The following is a 15,804-nucleotide window of genomic DNA, read 5'->3' as shown; positions in this document are numbered from 1 at the left end:
GAAAGCTATAAACAGCCATGATCGAAAGCCACTCAGCCCAGCCAAACACCGCAAAGTCCCTCACCATTGGCGTCTTCGACTCTGGCTTCGGCGGCCTCACCGTCCTCCGAGCGCTCCTCCCCCTCATCCCCGACGCCCACTACATCTTCCTCGGCGATACAGCGCGTCTACCCTACGGCTCCAAGTCGCGCGAGACCGTCGCTCGCTACGCCGTCTCCAGCGCAAAGTTCCTCCAAGCCCAGGGCGCCGACCTCCTCGTCATCGCTTGCAACACCGCCACTGCCCTCGCCCTACCAGACATCCAGCAAGCTCTTCCCATCCCAGTCATTGGAGTCGTCGAGCCCGGAGCCCACGCTGCCCTCACCACCTCAAGCTTCCCCGACGGCCCAAACCACGTCCTGGTCCTCGCCACCGTCGCCACGGTCCAATCCCACGCCTACACCCACGCCCTCAACGCCCTCGGCCTCGAAGCCAGTGAAAAAGCCTGCCCCCTCCTCGTCCCTCTCGTCGAAGAGGGCTGGACCAACCATCCCGTCACCGACGATGTCCTGAAGATATACCTCACCGAAGCCCTGGCCGCTGCCCCAGCAACTCGAACCCTTCTCCTCGGCTGCACCCACTATCCCCTCATCGAACCAGCCATCCACCGCACCCTCGACGCCATCGGCCACCCCCTCACCATCATCGACTCCGCCGACGCGGCCGCTCGCGCCACCGCCGCCCTCGTAGCCCAACAATTTCCCGATCGCTCCAGCGACGCCAAACCCACCTGCACCTTCTACGCCACCGACTCCATCGAAAAATTCCAGCGCCTCGGCTCTAACTTCCTAGGCCAGCCCGTCGCCGAAGTAAATCTTATCGACCTCGGGGGCTAAACTAGATCCGGCCACGCGCAAGTTATTGTTGACCTCAACGAAAAGAGACAAACAAATGGCATTCCTGCTAAAGACCGAACCGAACAAATACTCCTTCGACGACCTTCAGCGCGACGGCGAAACCACGTGGGACGGCATCTCGAATCCCCAAGCCTTGCTCTACCTCCGTGGCATGAAGAAGGGCGAACAACTCGTCATCTACCACTCCAACATCGGCAAAGCGGCCGTGGGCTTGGCGAAAGTAGTCTCCGTCGACGCCACCGATCCCAAAAACCCACAGGTCCGCATCAAGCCGGTCAAGCGCCTCAAAGCTGAGAAGACCCTCGCCGAGATGCGCACTGCTTCCGTCTTCAAAGACTCAATCCTCTTCCGCCAGTTCCGCCTCTCCGTCGTCCCGCTCACCGACGCGCAGTACGATTGGCTGACCACCTAGGCAGTCTTCAGAATCACCTTCTTCTCAAAGTAAGAAGCATTCGCCATGTGGCACGCCGCCGCCGCATGATGCCCAAACACCACATCCTCCACCACAGGCTTCCGCGACCTCACCGCATCGAAGAACGTAGCCAGATGCGGCCTCAACTCATCCCACGACGGCCCCTTCCACATCATCGTGTCATCCAGCGGATGCTCCGCAAGAAACGCATCATGCTCGGCGTGCCACTGCTTCTCATACTCCGCATGCATCGCCGCCGGAAACCCATTGATCCCATAAGCCGGCGAGCGATCCACGCCCAGCTCGGGAATCAACGTGACCGTATTGGTATTTGAGATCTCAATAACACCCTTCGGGCCCATAATCCGCGTCACCTCAGGTGTCTCCGTCCCCAGCGTCAGTCGCACCGTCACCGGCACATTGCCATACTCAAACGAGGTCACCATCAGGTCCGGCATATTCCGCCCATCCTTCCAGCGATAGATTCCCCCAATTGAATAAGCCCGATCCGGAATTGCATTGATCCCAGTTACAAATTGCATTCCCGTCAACAGATGCACCATCAGATCGCCCGCCATGCCCGTGCCGTACTCATGAAACGCACGCCACCGAGCAAACGCAATCGGGTCGAACGCCTTCTTAGGCGCAGTTCCCTGCCACGTCACCCAGTCCAGCGTCTCCGGCGACAGATCAAGCGGCGGCGGATACACCCACGCTCCACCAGGCGAGTTCCTCCCCAACTGCAACTCCACCTGATGCACCTCGCCAATCGCGCCCGAGTCGTACAGCTCCTTCGCCTTCGCAAACACCTTCGAGCTCACCCTCTGCGAGCCCACCTGCACAAAGTTCTTGCTTCCCTTCACCGCCGCAACCATCTCCTCGCCCTCGGGGATCGTGTGCGCCATCGGCTTCTCACAGTGCACATCCTTCCCCGCGCGAATCGCATCGACAGTCACCTGCTTATGCCAGTGATCCGGCACCGCTACAATCACCGCCTCAATATCCTTATCCTCCAAAATCTCCTGGTATCGCCGCGTCGTCTTGATGTTCGCCCCTGCGATCTCCTTCGCAAGCGTATGCCGCCCGTCATACAGATCACACGCCGCCACACACTGCGCCTGCGGCAGACTCACCGCGTTCCTAAGCAGCTGAGACCCCTGGATCCCCACGCCAATGCTCGCGAATCTCACCCGGTCCCCACTGGCCACCGGCTGCGCCTGCTCTTCCCCAAGCACCACCGCACCCGGCAAAACCGCCGACATCGCCAACCCGCTACCCGTCTGCAAAAACCGTCTCCGCGAAAACTCCGACATACCCTTGGTCTCCTTAGCTGCGAATCCAGCATAGACCACGACGCATCTTTCGCGTCACAGCAACTATATTTGTGCTCTTCGTTAGTCGCTCCCAACAGCGGAAACCACACCACGCTGATATCCTCAGTCTTGCGTAATTGAACAGGAGACATCCAACATCATGATTGACCTCAAAGGCAAAGTGGCCGTCGTCTTCGGCCTCGCCAACAAACGCAGCATCGCCTGGGGCATCGCCCAGAAGCTCTCCCAAGCCGGTGCCACCCTTGCCATCTGTTACCAGAACGAGCGCCTCCAGCGCGAAGCCGAAGAGCTCGCCGCCGACCTGCCCAACACCAAGACCTTCCGCTGCGACGTCTCCATCGACGCTGACATCGACAACGTCTTCGAGCAACTCAAATCCGCCTATGGAAAAATCGACATCCTCGTCCACTCCATCGGTTTCGCTCCCAACATCAAAAACAACGTCCTCAACACAGCCCGCGAAGACTTCCGCATCGCTCACGACATAAGCGTCTACTCTCTCATCGCGCTCGCTCGCGGCGCCGAACCTCTGATGGCCGAAGGAAGCTCCATCCTCACCCTCACCTACTACGGCGCAGAAAAAGTCTTCCCTAACTACAACATCATGGGAGTCGCGAAAGCCGGACTCGAAGCCGCCGTGCGCTATCTCGCCTCTGACCTCGGCGCAAAGAAGATCCGTGTCAACGCCATCTCCGCCGGCCCCATCAAGACTCTCGCCGCTCGCGGCATCAGCGACTTCACCAGCATCCTCACCGCAGTCGAACAGCGCGCCCCGCTCCACCGCAACGTCGACGCCCTGGAAGTCGGCAACGCAGCCATATTTCTTTCGAGCGATCTAGCCAGCGGCATCACCGGTGAAATCACCTTCGTAGACTGCGGCTTCAACGCCACCGGCCTCTAAAAAAATCGCCTATCCGCTCCCACCCTAAAACAACGGCATCTCGACCGAAGCAGCGGACACTCTTATCGTCCGCTGCGCAGGTGAGAGACCCAGCATTTCGCATTTATCTAATTCCGCAGCAACCCTCTTCGTATATCCTTCACTCCTAATTCAAAGGAGTGACTATGACCATCGCTGAAATTCTTCTCCAGGACTTCGACACCGAGGTCTCCAACACGCGCCGCACCCTTGAGCGTGTTCCCGAAGACAAAAACGACTGGAAATGTCATGACAAATCCATGCCCTTCGGCAGGCTCGCCATGCACTGCGCCACCCTCCTCATGTTCGGCCACTACATCCTCGAAGACGACGGCATGGACATGGCCAACTCAAAACGCCCTCATATGCCGCTCGTCTTCACCACACGCGACAACCTCCTGACACAGCTCGACGAAAGCTCCTCGAAGTGCCGCGCCTCACTTGCCGCCGCCACCGACGAACATCTCTCAAAACTCTGGAAGTTCTCCTACGGCGAACAAATCATCTCCCACAACCCGCGCTCCCAAGCCTTCCGCCAGATGTGCTTCGACCACCTCATCCACCACACCGCGCAGTTAGGCGTCTACCTCCGCCTCAACGACATCCCCGTCCCCGCACTCTACGGCCCATCCGCCGACGAGCAGTGGTCAGCCTGAGAGCAATCCCTCAGGCTGACCCTCAAGGCCGTTTGTAAACGACGCCATTCTTCATCACAAACACCACCTTCGTCGTCGCCGAGATATCCTGCAACGGGTCTCCCGACACGGCGATCACATCCGCAAGGTATCGAGCTTTCAACTCCCCAATCTGTCCCGCCCAACCCAACAGCCTCGCACCATTCAGCAGATCCGCCTGCAACACCGCCGCCGGCTTCATCCCAAACTCCACCATCAACTCCAACTCACGAGCCTGAGTTCCATGTGGAAACGGCCCCACGTCGCTCCCCACAGCCATCGGCACACCCGCCGCAAGCTGTTTCTTGAACTCGGCCGCATGATAATTCTGCTCATTACGATCCCACTCGGCACGCGCAGGAGTCGCCGCATGCTCCGCAAAGTACTCCGCAATCGCAAACGTCGGAACCGCATAAATTTGCTTCTCTTTCATCGCCTTCATCGTCGCGTCGTTCAACTGGTATGCATGATCCACCGAAGCAACCCCCGCGGCCACGGCAAACCCTGTCCCCGGCTCTCCCGTCGCATGAACAGCCACCCCACGTCCCGACCCCACACCACCACCCATCCGTTCAGCCTCCCTCACCGCAGCGGCAAGCTCGGCCTCGGTGTACTGATACGGCGTTTGAAACTCACTACCACGAAACGAATCCTTCCCCGTCTCATACACCTTCGTAAAATCCGCACCGCCCTTCCGTTGCTCCCGCATCACCTTCACAATCTCTTCGCTCGAGTCCGCATAGTCAGCATTCGAGAGCACCTTCTGTGCCGGGTTGTACCCAATCGCATCCTCATGCCCGCCCGTCAAATCAATTGCATTACAACTCACCCGCATCCGCGGCCCCGGAATCAACCCTGAATTGATCGCATTCCGAACCGCAACATCAGCGCACCCCGCGCCTTCGGTTCCCATATCGCGCTCAGCCGTAAACCCAGCCATCAGATCCGCCTTCGCCGCCCCCGCCGCGATCAAGGTCCTCTCCGGCACACTCTCCTGCACCGTCTGCAGATCCTCTGCCCCCGGATGCAAAAACAGGTGCACATGCGCGTCGATCAACCCCGGCATCAGCGTCGTGTCACCCAGATCAATGACCTCGGCCCCCGCAGGCCGCTCCACGTGCGTCCCCACCGCAACAATCTTCTCTCCCTCCACCAACACCTCACCCGGCGACACCGCCCTTCCCGCCGCCACATCCAGCATCCGCGCCGCATGCAACACCGTCACGTGCTTAGCCGCACCCACATCCTGCGCGGCGCAAGTCACTACCACCAACCCGACAACCATCCCACAAAAAAGTTTTTTCATAATCCCAGCAGCATACCGCGAAACTCTCAAAACGTGCCTCACAACGCCGAGCGCACCGCACAACATCCAAACTGCAGTGCTCAAGCGACTCTGCGAAACGCCGGAGCACACCTGGAGGACAATAATGAAAGCAACATGGAAACACCACGAGGACAACAAAGCCCTCGACGCTAAGGAGCGCAACGATCTTCCGGCCTCCGTCTACGCCTTTCCAGAAAAGCGCAAAGAGCCTCTCAACAACGCCTCTCACGTCCGCAACGCCATTGCCCGCTTCGACCAGGTCAAGGATGTCTCCGATCACGAGCGCGAACAGGCCTTCGCCAATATCAAAGCGGCGGCAAAACACTACGGTGTCGAAATGACCGAAACAGACTGGCATGATCTTGGCAAAAAGCCCCCACCGCCAACCCGAAACACAAAAAGTCAGCCTGACCTCAAGCTCGATAAGCAGCCTTCGAAGCTACAGCCGGATGCCCTATCTATATTTCGAGATGCGGACATCCGGCGAGCTACCCTTCTCCATTACACACTTTCCAATTGACTCGACAAGCCATCCACGCTAAACACAACCATGGCCTGTCATCTTCCAAAACTCACTTGCCGGACACTCGTCCTGCTCGCGATCATCAGCTATCCCGCCTTCGCCGCGAATCCCAAGCTCATCATCCGCAACGCGCGCATCATGACTATGGCCAGCAACCAGCGCGAACCCATCAACGGTTATCTCTCCATCTCGCCCGACGGCACAATCCTCGCCGTAGCCGCCGGCGAACCGTCCGCCAATCTCCACGCCGACAAGATCGTCGACGCACACGGCGACTACATGATTCCCGGTTTCATCTCCGCGCACAGCCATCTCTGGCAGGCAGCCTACCGCGGCCTCGCCGCCGACAAAACCCTCCCCGGCTGGATCGACGACCTCTACGGCAAACACGCCGCCCTCGCGTCGCCCGAAGACATGTACTGGTTCGCTCTCCTCGGCTCGCTCGACCACCTCGAACACGGCGTCACCACTGCCTACAACTTCACCTACGGCGGACGAGCCAAAACCGCCGACCTGAATAATCAATTCGAAGAGGCTCAATTCCGCGGCGCCGAAGAGTCCGGCATCCGCTTCGTTCACAGCTACGGTCCCGACCCCGTATCTCCTACCATCACCGTCGAGCAAGGACGCGCGCGCCTCAAAACCTTTCTCGACTGGACTGCCGCTCAACCACCCAACTCGCACTTTCTCGGCGTCATGATCAGCGGCATGACCGCCTTCAACAACACCTACCAACAGGCGGTCATGGAAGCAGCCATGATGAAAGAGTTTCATCTGGGCAATCAAACCCACTACATCGAAGCGCCCGACGACCAGGGCGAGCAACGCTCAAAGTTTCGCTGGATGGTGGACAGCGGTCTGCTCAACAACCAACTCATCTTCGGCCACTTCATCCACGTAGACGACGACATCCTTGAGCAGACCGCCAAAGCTGGCGCCTCCATGTCCTGGAACCCTCTCTCAAACGGACGCCTCGCCTCCGGCACCGCAGATATTCCGAAGTACCTCAAGATGGGCATTCGCGTTGGCATGGGCGTCGATGGCGAAGCCAGCGCCGACCTCGCCGACCCCTTCGAAAACATGCGCACCGGCCTCTACGCCATTCACGACAAGTACGAAGACGCCACCGTCATGAGTCCCTACCAGGTCCTCTGGCTACACACCATGGGCTCCGCCGACGTCCTCAACGTGAAAGATAAGCTAGGCTCACTCGAACCCGGTAAGTTCGCCGACTTTCTCCTCATCAATCCAAAACGTCTCGGCGTCTCGCTGGAAGACCCCTACGCGAACCTCGTCCTCATCGCATCGGAGCGCGACATCGACAGCGTCTACGTCGGCGGCGAGTTAGTGGTCGAGCACAATCAGCTCCTCCATCACGACCTCGACAAAGTCCAGTCCGAATCCGACCGCCGAGTCCTCGCCCAACACTAATAGGGGAGAGAAGAGATCTCTCTCCCGCGAAGATCACCTAAAGCCGGGTGCCCCATCTCTCGATTTTGAGATGTGGTCCCGCGCGAAAGCCCGACCGCTCTCTTTCGCTTACCACCTATATTCGCAATCGCGAAGTTCCTACCCAACCTTCTCCGTCAACTCAGCCCACCGCGCATACAGTTCATCCGCCGCCGACTGCGCCTCCTCCATCTCCGCCAGCGCCGCAGTCAGCTTCACAGCATCCACCGCCACCGTCGGATCTTCGATCATCTCTCGCGCCTTCTGCAAACGATCCTCAGCCGCCTCCACCGCAGCCTCGATCCCCGCATACTCCCGCGCCTCGAGATACGAAAGTTTCTTCTTCCCACCCGAAGCCCCATTCGAAACCGCAGCAGCAGGAGAGACCGCAACGCCGGTAGCCCCCGGAGCAATCGCCTCTTCCACCTTCACGCCCCGCCACTGCTCCCACTGCGAGTAATCCGCGAACATCTCCGAACCACCCCGCCCATCCAGCCCCAGCACAATCGTCGACACCCGATCCAACATGTAACGATCATGGGTCACTAATACCAACGCCCCGGTGTACTCGAGCAAACTCTCTTCAAGAATCTCCAGCGTCGCAATATCCAGATCATTCGTCGGCTCATCGAGCAGCAGCAAATCCGCTGGCTCCAACATCAGCTTCGCAATCAGCACCCGAGCCCGCTCTCCCCCGCTCAACCGCTCCACCGGCTGATTCAGCTGCTCACTCGTAAAGAGAAACTTCGTCGCATAACTAGCCACATGCACCACCCTGCCCTGATACACCACCGAATCCGAATCCGGAGCCAGCGCCCGCCGCAGCGTCACACCCTCCTCCAGCTCTCGCATCTGGCTGAAGTAGACAATTTTCAGCGAAGCCGCCTTCTTGATCGTCCCCTTCGAAGGCTCCAACTCCCCAGTCAACAGCCGCAGCAGTGTAGTCTTCCCGCTCCCATTCGGCCCCACCAACCCCACGCGCATCCCCGAAGTCACCAGAAAATTCAACCCCTCAACAATCTTCCGGTCCCCCAGCACAACCGAAACATCCTCCAACTCCACCAACCGCTTCGTCTGCCGATCCGTCGCCGAAAAATCAATCCCCGCGCTCGACGTCTGCACTCGCGAGTTGACCTCCTTCAACTGCCCAATCAAATCCTGCGCATTATCGATCCGCGCCTTCGCCTTCGTGCTCCTTGCCTTGGGCCCCCGCCGCAGCCAGTCCACCTCAATCTTCACGCGATTCTTCAGCGCATCCTGCAGCTTGCTCTGCGCCTCCATATACGCCTGCTTGCCCTCGATAAACTTCGAGTAAGTCCCCTTCACACGCAGCAGCCCTTCGGCATATACGCGGTTCAGCTCCACTATCTCTGTCGCAACATTCTCAAGAAAATAACGATCATGGCTGATAAGCACACAAGCAAAACTACCCTCATTCAGCAGCTCCTCCAGCCACGCAATCCCGGCTAAATCCAGATGGTTCGTCGGCTCATCCAGCAGCAGCACATCCGGATGCGTCACCACTGCCTCCGCAATCGCCAGCCGCTTCCTCCACCCTCCGCTCAGCCTCGCAGCCTCCGCATCCAGACTCGGAAAGCCCGTCCGACCACTCGTCTCCCGCAGCCGTCCCTCATGCTCCCCCTCAGCCACCTTCGCGCGCACCAGCGCCGCCTCCAGCACCTCGCGCACCGTAACCCCAGGCGCAAACACCGACTCCTGCTGCACATACCCCACCCGCGCCCGCTTCCGCACCGCAACATCGCCGGCATCAGCATCTTCATCACCCGCCAACACCTTCAGCAGCGTAGATTTCCCCGCGCCATTAGGCCCAATCAGGCCAATACGATCTCCATCACTCACAGTAAAGCTGATCTCACGAAACAAAGGCGTCGCGCCAAAGGCCTTAGTCAAACCCTGCGCATTTACGATTGGTGGCATTCCTTCAGTTTACCTTTTACCCCTCGCCATTCCTAATCGCACGAGCGCAATCGACATTGAGTCGGATTAGCCAGGATCGCTCTCCAAAGTCATTCGCAGATGAAAAAGACGCAAGCAATCGCTCACACACCATGTCCAAGTACCTTATGATGATTGCGTTAGTTGGAGGCTGCCCTTGAAGATCACTCTCTTTGCGACGTTGATGATTTCATCCTGCGTAACCTCTACGATTCAGTCCACAGCGCAGAGTGCGGGCCCCGTTCCGACGGGAGTTCCTGCCTCAGTCGCCACGGCACCCTCGGCTAGTTCGCAAACAAAATCCTATGGACTGATCTCGGTTCCGGAGCTTATGCCCGGCATCCTCGCCGGATACTTGCCGCCCCCGGCGTTGCCAAATAGTTTGGCTTTGGTTCCCCCCGCTCCCACGCCAGGCACCGCCGTCTATGCGCTGGACGAGGCTGTCAGCAAAGCCAACCTGGCCCTGCAAGGCTCTCCGCGTTGGCAGCAGGCAACCAGCGATGCGAACCTATCGTTCCCCCACGCAGCCGAAACTTTTTCCTGCGCCATGGGCATTCCGATCAACGACACCGAAACGCCACACCTCTACATGCTGCTCCGGCGATCCTTCACCGACGCTGCTCTCTCTACCTACGCCGCCAAGAATCACTACAACCGACCCCGTCCATTTATGGAAAATAATCATCCGACCTGCTCTCCAAACGACGAAGCGTTCCTCAGAAAAGATGGCTCCTACCCATCAGGACACACCACCATCGGATGGGCCTGGGCCCTCATTCTCACCGAGATCGCCCCTGGACAGACCGATGCAATCCTCGCGCGCGGACGTTCGTTCGGAGACAGTCGGCTAGTCTGCAACGTGCACTGGCAAAGTGACGTCAACGAGGGCAGAATCATGGGCGCAAGCACAGTCGCGAGACTGCACGCAGACCCTGCCTTCCTCGCTGACCTCGACGCAGCCAAAGCAGACTACGAAATCGCTCGCGCTAAAGAATTAAAACCCTCTCGTGACTGTGCCGCCGAAGCCGCTTCTCTCGCAACTCCGCCCGCGACAGAAACAAAGCCAACCGTACATTGATATCGACACGACCGCTATCCACACCGCACTGGCGTAACAACTAGTCCAAATCGAAATCCCGCAGCGGCCGATCCGTTAGCGGAGTCTCCTTCGCCTTCTTCACCGCCTCCGCAAACTTCTTCGCCATCACATCATCTTTGTTCTTCTGCGCATCCACGCTCTGCTGAAAGATCGAATCCCTCCGCGCATCCGCCTCGCGCAACGCCTTCGCTGCCTCGCCAAAGTCCTCAAACATCTTCTTCTTCGGAGCAGACTTATGCGCAATCACCGACCGTGTCACCGGATCCACCTTCAACATCCCCCCACAATCCGGACACATCACTTCAAACGGCTGATCGCTCAATCCCATTGCAACACCTCACCCACCCATTCTAAAGCGTGAGGCTAAACCATCCGCTACAGCCGCACCACCACATGCCCCGGACACTGATTCTCCGCCACCCCAACCAGCTTCTCCACCAAACTATCCCCATACCGCGCAACAAACCAAACCCCTGCAATCACACGCTCCTGCGGATGCTCCCCCGGAAAAACATTCAGCACGACCGCCTCTGCATGCTTCCGCAGACTGGCCTCCTTCTGCAACTCAAACGTAGCCGCCATCCGCCGCAGCCGACTCATCTGATACCGCATCTTCGAACCCGACACCTCCGCCGCCCGCCCCAGCGACGCATCCATCCCACCCAGATAATCCGTCAGCGCACTCAACTCCGTCTCCATTGCATTCCCTACCGCCGCCAGCTTGCGCTTCCCTTCAATCGGCATCGCACGCGCCCCCAGCCTCTGAGCCAGCGCCTCCGCCGTCGTCATCGCATCCGGCAGTTGCACCTCGTCCTTATCCATCACGGTTGCAACCGCCGGCTCGAGCAACGTCGCACTCAGTCTGGGCAACACCGGAGTGATCCGGCCCATTCCGAAGATCGCCTCATACAAAACCGCACTCTGCGCAAAGTAAGCAATCTCAGCCGGCCCACCAATATAGGCTGCAGTCGGCAGTAACGTATCCTGAAACACCGGCCGCAGCAGCGCATTCGGACTCAATCTCTCCGGTGCCGTCTCCAGAATCGCAATCAGCTCCGCCGTCGAATAACTCCGTCCTCCAGCCTTCCACACACCATCCGGGCTCCGTCGCAACGCCTCACGATCCCACACTCCGACTCCTTGCGGATCACTCAAAAGAAACAGAAGCGAAGCTCCGGCATTCACCAGGACCTGAGCGTGATATCCAGCAGCCTCGAGTTCCTTCGTACGCTTCAGCAAAGCCTCTTCAAGTTCAGCTGCATGTTCGATCGCATACCGAAGCGTATCTGCGCCAAGAGCATGAAAATCCCGCCCTGCGGCATCCATCACAATCAGTCCCTGCTCTTCAAACAGCCGTGTCATCAACCGTCCGAAGGCACTCCCCAAAGTAGGCCCGTGATCGTTCCCAGGCTGAGACCCATAACACTCACGAAGCAAATCACAGACAGGCGCATACCCCAGCAACTCACTCGCCTGCTCCAACAGTCCATCGATATGGCCCTCAAGCACCACGCCACCGGCAGGAACAGCATGATGAGGAAACTTCAAACCCATCGACAACTTCTCCACCGACGTCTTCGTCAGTAGCGAAACCTGGTCCACCTCTTCCAGATCATGATCCTCCGTCGCCATCCAGAACACCGGCACATGTTCAACACCGGTAGCCTTGGTCGCCTCCTTCGCCCGCGCCACCGCCGACGCAGCCTTCAGGATCGTCAACAGCGGCCCACCAAACAGCATCACCTGCTGCCCCGTCACCACCGCCCTTGCCCCAGCCCTCAGCTTCGCAATATTCGCCTTGACCGCGTCCCCCGCGCCAAACTCAACCGCCTGCTTTTCCAACAGATCCGCCAGCGCTTCGGCATCCTTCACCGGCTTGCCTCTTCCGACCCACTTCCCGGCAAACGGCTCCGCCCCAAACCACTTCCTCACTGCCGAATCGCCCGCGCTCTCCGCCATCGCAAGATAATCGCTATACAGTCGCGATACATGCGGCAACACCGTGATCGGATAACACTCAACGTTCATGCAGACCTATCCTCAATCTCTTCAACAGCGACGACCCTCAACCAGATGACACAAATTTTCCGCGCATTCGGTTGGATGCCCTTCACCCAAGTCTAGATGCAGGATGATACTTTAGCCTCATGGCCGCAAAAAGAAAGCAGATCAAACCCAGCGCCCTCCAGACCCAGGCCCCAAAAACCACCATCAAACCGACCTCGAAGTTCGCCAAGCCCAAACTCATCGCCTCGAAACTCTCCTACAAGGGCAAAGTCTTTTCTGTCTTCACCGATAAGCTCGAAGAGCCCGGCGGCTTCGTCAACACCCGCGACGTCATCCGCCACAACGGCTCCGTCGTCATCCTCGCCGTCGACGAGTCAAAGAACCCCGCCGACCCCGACATCATCCTTATCCGCCAATACCGCCATGCCGCCGGCCAGTTCCTCATCGAACTCCCCGCCGGACGCGTCGACGCCAACGAAGCCACCCTTGCCGCCGCCAAACGCGAGATGATCGAAGAGACCGGATACCGCGCCAAACGTTGGACCCTCCTCACCAAATACTTCGCCAGCCCCGGCTTCCTCGGTGAGTGGATGCAGATCTACCTAGCCCGCGATCTCCGCGAAGGGACTGCCACGCCCGAGCCCGACGAAAACATCGAGGTTTTCCGCCTCCCCCTCTCCGAAGCCCTCGCCCTCATCGCGGCCAACAAGATCCACGACGGCAAAACCCTCATCGGCCTCATGCTCTACGACTCGGCTCGTCGCTCCGGTCATCTCTAAGCGGGCACCTAAGTAACGCGCAGCGAGGTAACGCGTTCAGAGCGAAGCGGTTTTTAGTCCTGCTGCAAAAGTCCGCCTGAAGATGCCGCCCGCTGCAACGTCTGCTGCGCAACAAAGATGCTCGCAAGCAACCCACGCATATCCACAAATAACCAGACTGTCGTCGCCTCTTCCAGAAAACTCCCACAGCGGTGTTTGCGTCACACATCCAGTGGCGCAACCGCTGAAACGCTTTCACTTCCCGGTGCACCATTCGTGAGAAGACGCAAGAAAAGGGAGTCGCTAAAGTGGCACAATACAAAGGTACGGTTAAGTGGTTCAACAACGCAAAAGGCTACGGTTTCCTGGGCCGCGACGGTGGGGCCGATGTCTTCGTCCATTACAGTTCCATCCAGCGCGAGGGCTACAAGAGCCTCAAAGAAGGCGATGAAGTGGAGTTCGACATCATTCAGGGAAGCAAGGGTCCCCAGGCCGACCAGGTGGCGCGCCTCAAAGAAGCGAATCAGACTCAGTAGAGATTTTAGAGACACGATCCGACCTTCCAAGATCGCGGCAGTGGCTTGACGACCAGCCCTGCTCGGCACCCCCAGCCCCACTCCCCTCGCATGTTGCAGATTAATTTGTTGCATACTGACTCAGTGGCCGCAAAGGCCTCTGAAGCTTCGCTATGGACAATATCTCGATCGCCCGCCTCCTCGACGAAACCGCCTCCCTCCTCGAGATCGACTCCGCCGACCCGTTCCGCATCCGCTCTTACCGCCGCGCCGCCGAGGCAGTCGAGCAGCAAACCACCCAGCTCGCCACCATCGCCGACGACCCTAAGCAGCTCCTCGCCATCGCCGGCATCGGCAAAGGCATGCTCGCAAACATCCAGGCTCTCCTCACCACCGGCACCATGCCCCTCCGCGAAGAGCTCCTCCAAAAATACAAACCCACCATGCTCGAACTCCTCCGTCTCCCCGGCATGGGCCCCAAAACCGTAGCTCTCGTCTGGTCCTCCTGCCAGGTCTGCGACATAGACGGCCTTGAAGCCGCCGCCAAGGCCGGCCACCTCACCAAGCTCCCCCGCATGGGCGAAAAGTTCGTCACCAAGCTCCTCAAAGGCATCGAAGACCATCGCAAGAACTCCAGCCGCTTCCGCATCGACAAAGCCCAGCAACACGCCGACACCATCATTGCTCTCATCCGAGCCTTCCCCGGCATCGACGAGATCATCCCCGCCGGCTCCCTCCGCCGCGGCCGCGAGACCGTCGGCGACCTCGACCTCCTCGCCACCGGCCCCGCATGCGAACCCGACGTCGTCAGCGCCGCAGTCGAGCACGTCGCGTCCCTCCCCCTCATCGACAAGCTCATCGCCAAAGGCCAGAACAAAGTCTCCTTCACCCTCCGCAACAACCTCCAGGTCGACGTCCGCCTCCTTCCCCGCGCCAGCTACGGAGCAGCCCTCCAATACTTCACCGGTAGCAAGATGCACAACGTAGCCCTCCGCCAGCGCGCCATCAAACGCGGTCTCACCCTCAGCGAATACGCCCTCCTCCGCCTCGAAGACAACGTCATCGTAGCCGCCGCCAGCGAAGCCGAAATCTACAACGCCCTCGACCTCGACTACATCCCACCCGAGCTCCGCGAAAACGGCGGCGAACTCGAGGCCGCCGCAAACCACACACTCCCGCAACTCATCACGCTAGCCGACATTCGCGGCGACCTCCACATGCACACCGAAGCCACGGACGGCCGCGACACCATCCGCCAGATGGCCGAAGCCGCCCTCGCCCGCGGCCTCTCCTACATCGCCATCACCGACCACAGCAAAAACCTCGCCATGACCAATGGCCTCGACGACGCCCGCGCCCTCGCACACATCAAGCGCATCCGCGAAGTCGACGCCGAACTCCAGCAGGAGCTGAAAGGAAAGATCCGCATCCTCCCCGGCATCGAAGTCGACATCCTCGCCGACGGCGCCCTCGACCTCGACGACTCCACCCTTGCGCAAATGGACATCGTCGTAGCCAGCGTCCACTCCCACTTCAACCAACCCGCCGAAGAGATGACCGCCCGCGTCCTCCGCGCCCTAGAAAACCCACACGTCCGCATCCTCGGCCATCCCACAGGCCGCAAGGTACTCGGCCGCGAACCCTACGCCGTCAACGTAGACGTCATCCTCAAACAAGCCGCCAAACTAGGCGTAGCTGTCGAGCACAACGCCAGCCCCGCACGCGCCGACCTCAACGATCTCCACCTCCGCCTCGCCAAACAACACGGCTGCAAAATCGTCATCAACACCGACGCCCACGCCACCGAAGAACTCGACCAGATGCGTTACGGCATCACCCAACTTCGTCGCGCCTGGCTTACTCCCGCCGACATCCTCAACACCCAACCCACCGCCGAAGCGCTCCTCAAGCAACTCCGCCCCAAACCCTGAACCC

The 15,804-nt window shown here is 59.3% G+C and carries 15 protein-coding genes; 10 read left to right on the top strand and 5 right to left on the bottom strand.

Annotated elements, in window-relative coordinates:
- Positions 1–17: 17 nt before the first annotated feature.
- Entirely contained in the window at positions 18–875 is an 858-nt protein-coding gene (gene murI / locus RBB76_RS16660; protein ID WP_429629688.1) for a glutamate racemase, read from the top strand.
- Between the two features lie 55 nt (positions 876–930).
- Positions 931–1,308 carry an EVE domain-containing protein gene (locus RBB76_RS16655; protein ID WP_429629689.1) on the top strand — a complete coding sequence of 126 codons (378 nt, stop codon included), beginning with the start codon at positions 931–933 and terminating at the stop codon, positions 1,306–1,308.
- On the opposite strand, the gene RBB76_RS16650 is transcribed toward RBB76_RS16655, so the two are convergent.
- Positions 1,305–2,621, bottom strand: coding sequence for a Gfo/Idh/MocA family protein (locus RBB76_RS16650; RefSeq protein ID WP_429629690.1), 1,317 nt, complete (start codon positions 2,619–2,621; stop codon positions 1,305–1,307). The genes RBB76_RS16655 and RBB76_RS16650 overlap by 4 nt on opposite strands.
- Positions 2,622–2,781: 160 nt before the next feature.
- Here RBB76_RS16650 and RBB76_RS16645 point away from each other — a divergent pair, with 160 nt between their 5' ends.
- Entirely contained in the window at positions 2,782–3,543 is a 762-nt protein-coding gene (locus tag RBB76_RS16645) for an enoyl-ACP reductase FabI (RefSeq protein ID WP_429629691.1), read from the top strand.
- A gap of 164 nt (positions 3,544–3,707) precedes the next feature.
- Positions 3,708–4,217, top strand: coding sequence for a DinB family protein (locus RBB76_RS16640; protein WP_429629692.1), 510 nt, complete (start codon positions 3,708–3,710; stop codon positions 4,215–4,217).
- A gap of 22 nt (positions 4,218–4,239) precedes the next feature.
- On the opposite strand, the gene RBB76_RS16635 is transcribed toward RBB76_RS16640, so the two are convergent.
- Positions 4,240–5,541: an amidohydrolase family protein gene (locus RBB76_RS16635; protein ID WP_429629693.1), complete on the bottom strand. Its 1,302-nt coding sequence runs from the start codon at positions 5,539–5,541 to the stop codon at positions 4,240–4,242.
- Between the two features lie 124 nt (positions 5,542–5,665).
- Between RBB76_RS16635 and RBB76_RS16630 the strand changes: the two genes are divergently transcribed.
- Both RBB76_RS16630 and RBB76_RS16625 read left to right on the top strand, forming a co-directional pair.
- Complete coding sequence (locus tag RBB76_RS16630; RefSeq protein WP_429629694.1) at positions 5,666–6,082, top strand: DUF6582 domain-containing protein; 417 nt, start codon at positions 5,666–5,668, stop codon at positions 6,080–6,082.
- 30 nt (positions 6,083–6,112) lie between these two features.
- Entirely contained in the window at positions 6,113–7,516 is a 1,404-nt protein-coding gene (locus tag RBB76_RS16625; protein WP_429629695.1) for an amidohydrolase family protein, read from the top strand.
- Between the two features lie 138 nt (positions 7,517–7,654).
- Here RBB76_RS16625 and RBB76_RS16620 read toward each other — a convergent pair whose 3' ends face one another.
- Positions 7,655–9,472: an ABC-F family ATP-binding cassette domain-containing protein gene (locus RBB76_RS16620; RefSeq protein WP_429629696.1), complete on the bottom strand. Its 1,818-nt coding sequence runs from the start codon at positions 9,470–9,472 to the stop codon at positions 7,655–7,657.
- 175 nt (positions 9,473–9,647) lie between these two features.
- On the opposite strand from RBB76_RS16620, the gene RBB76_RS16615 reads away from it, so the two are divergent.
- Positions 9,648–10,568 (top strand): acid phosphatase, encoded by a 921-nt coding sequence (locus RBB76_RS16615; protein ID WP_429629697.1) that lies wholly within the window; start codon positions 9,648–9,650, stop codon positions 10,566–10,568.
- Positions 10,569–10,608: 40 nt separating this feature from the next.
- On the opposite strand, the gene RBB76_RS16610 is transcribed toward RBB76_RS16615, so the two are convergent.
- Both RBB76_RS16610 and bshC read right to left on the bottom strand, forming a co-directional pair.
- Positions 10,609–10,917 carry a hypothetical protein gene (locus RBB76_RS16610; RefSeq protein WP_353066830.1) on the bottom strand — a complete coding sequence of 103 codons (309 nt, stop codon included), beginning with the start codon at positions 10,915–10,917 and terminating at the stop codon, positions 10,609–10,611.
- A gap of 47 nt (positions 10,918–10,964) precedes the next feature.
- Positions 10,965–12,617: a bacillithiol biosynthesis cysteine-adding enzyme BshC gene (bshC, locus tag RBB76_RS16605; protein ID WP_429629698.1), complete on the bottom strand. Its 1,653-nt coding sequence runs from the start codon at positions 12,615–12,617 to the stop codon at positions 10,965–10,967.
- Positions 12,618–12,736: 119 nt separating this feature from the next.
- Between bshC and RBB76_RS16600 the strand changes: the two genes are divergently transcribed.
- The 3 genes from RBB76_RS16600 (at position 12,737) to polX (ending at position 15,800) form a co-directional block, all read left to right on the top strand.
- Positions 12,737–13,375: an NUDIX hydrolase gene (locus tag RBB76_RS16600; protein WP_429629699.1), complete on the top strand. Its 639-nt coding sequence runs from the start codon at positions 12,737–12,739 to the stop codon at positions 13,373–13,375.
- A 287-nt stretch (positions 13,376–13,662) separates the two neighbouring features.
- Positions 13,663–13,890, top strand: a complete 228-nt coding sequence (locus tag RBB76_RS16595) for a cold-shock protein (protein WP_429629700.1) — start codon at positions 13,663–13,665, stop codon at positions 13,888–13,890.
- Between the two features lie 152 nt (positions 13,891–14,042).
- Positions 14,043–15,800, top strand: a complete 1,758-nt coding sequence (polX, locus tag RBB76_RS16590) for a DNA polymerase/3'-5' exonuclease PolX (protein ID WP_429629701.1) — start codon at positions 14,043–14,045, stop codon at positions 15,798–15,800.
- Positions 15,801–15,804: the final 4 nt, after the last annotated feature.

The organism is Tunturiibacter psychrotolerans, assembly GCF_051013365.1.
GTDB lineage: Bacteria > Acidobacteriota > Terriglobia > Terriglobales > Acidobacteriaceae > Edaphobacter > Edaphobacter psychrotolerans_A.
This window is presented reverse-complemented; position numbering and strand designations above follow the sequence as displayed.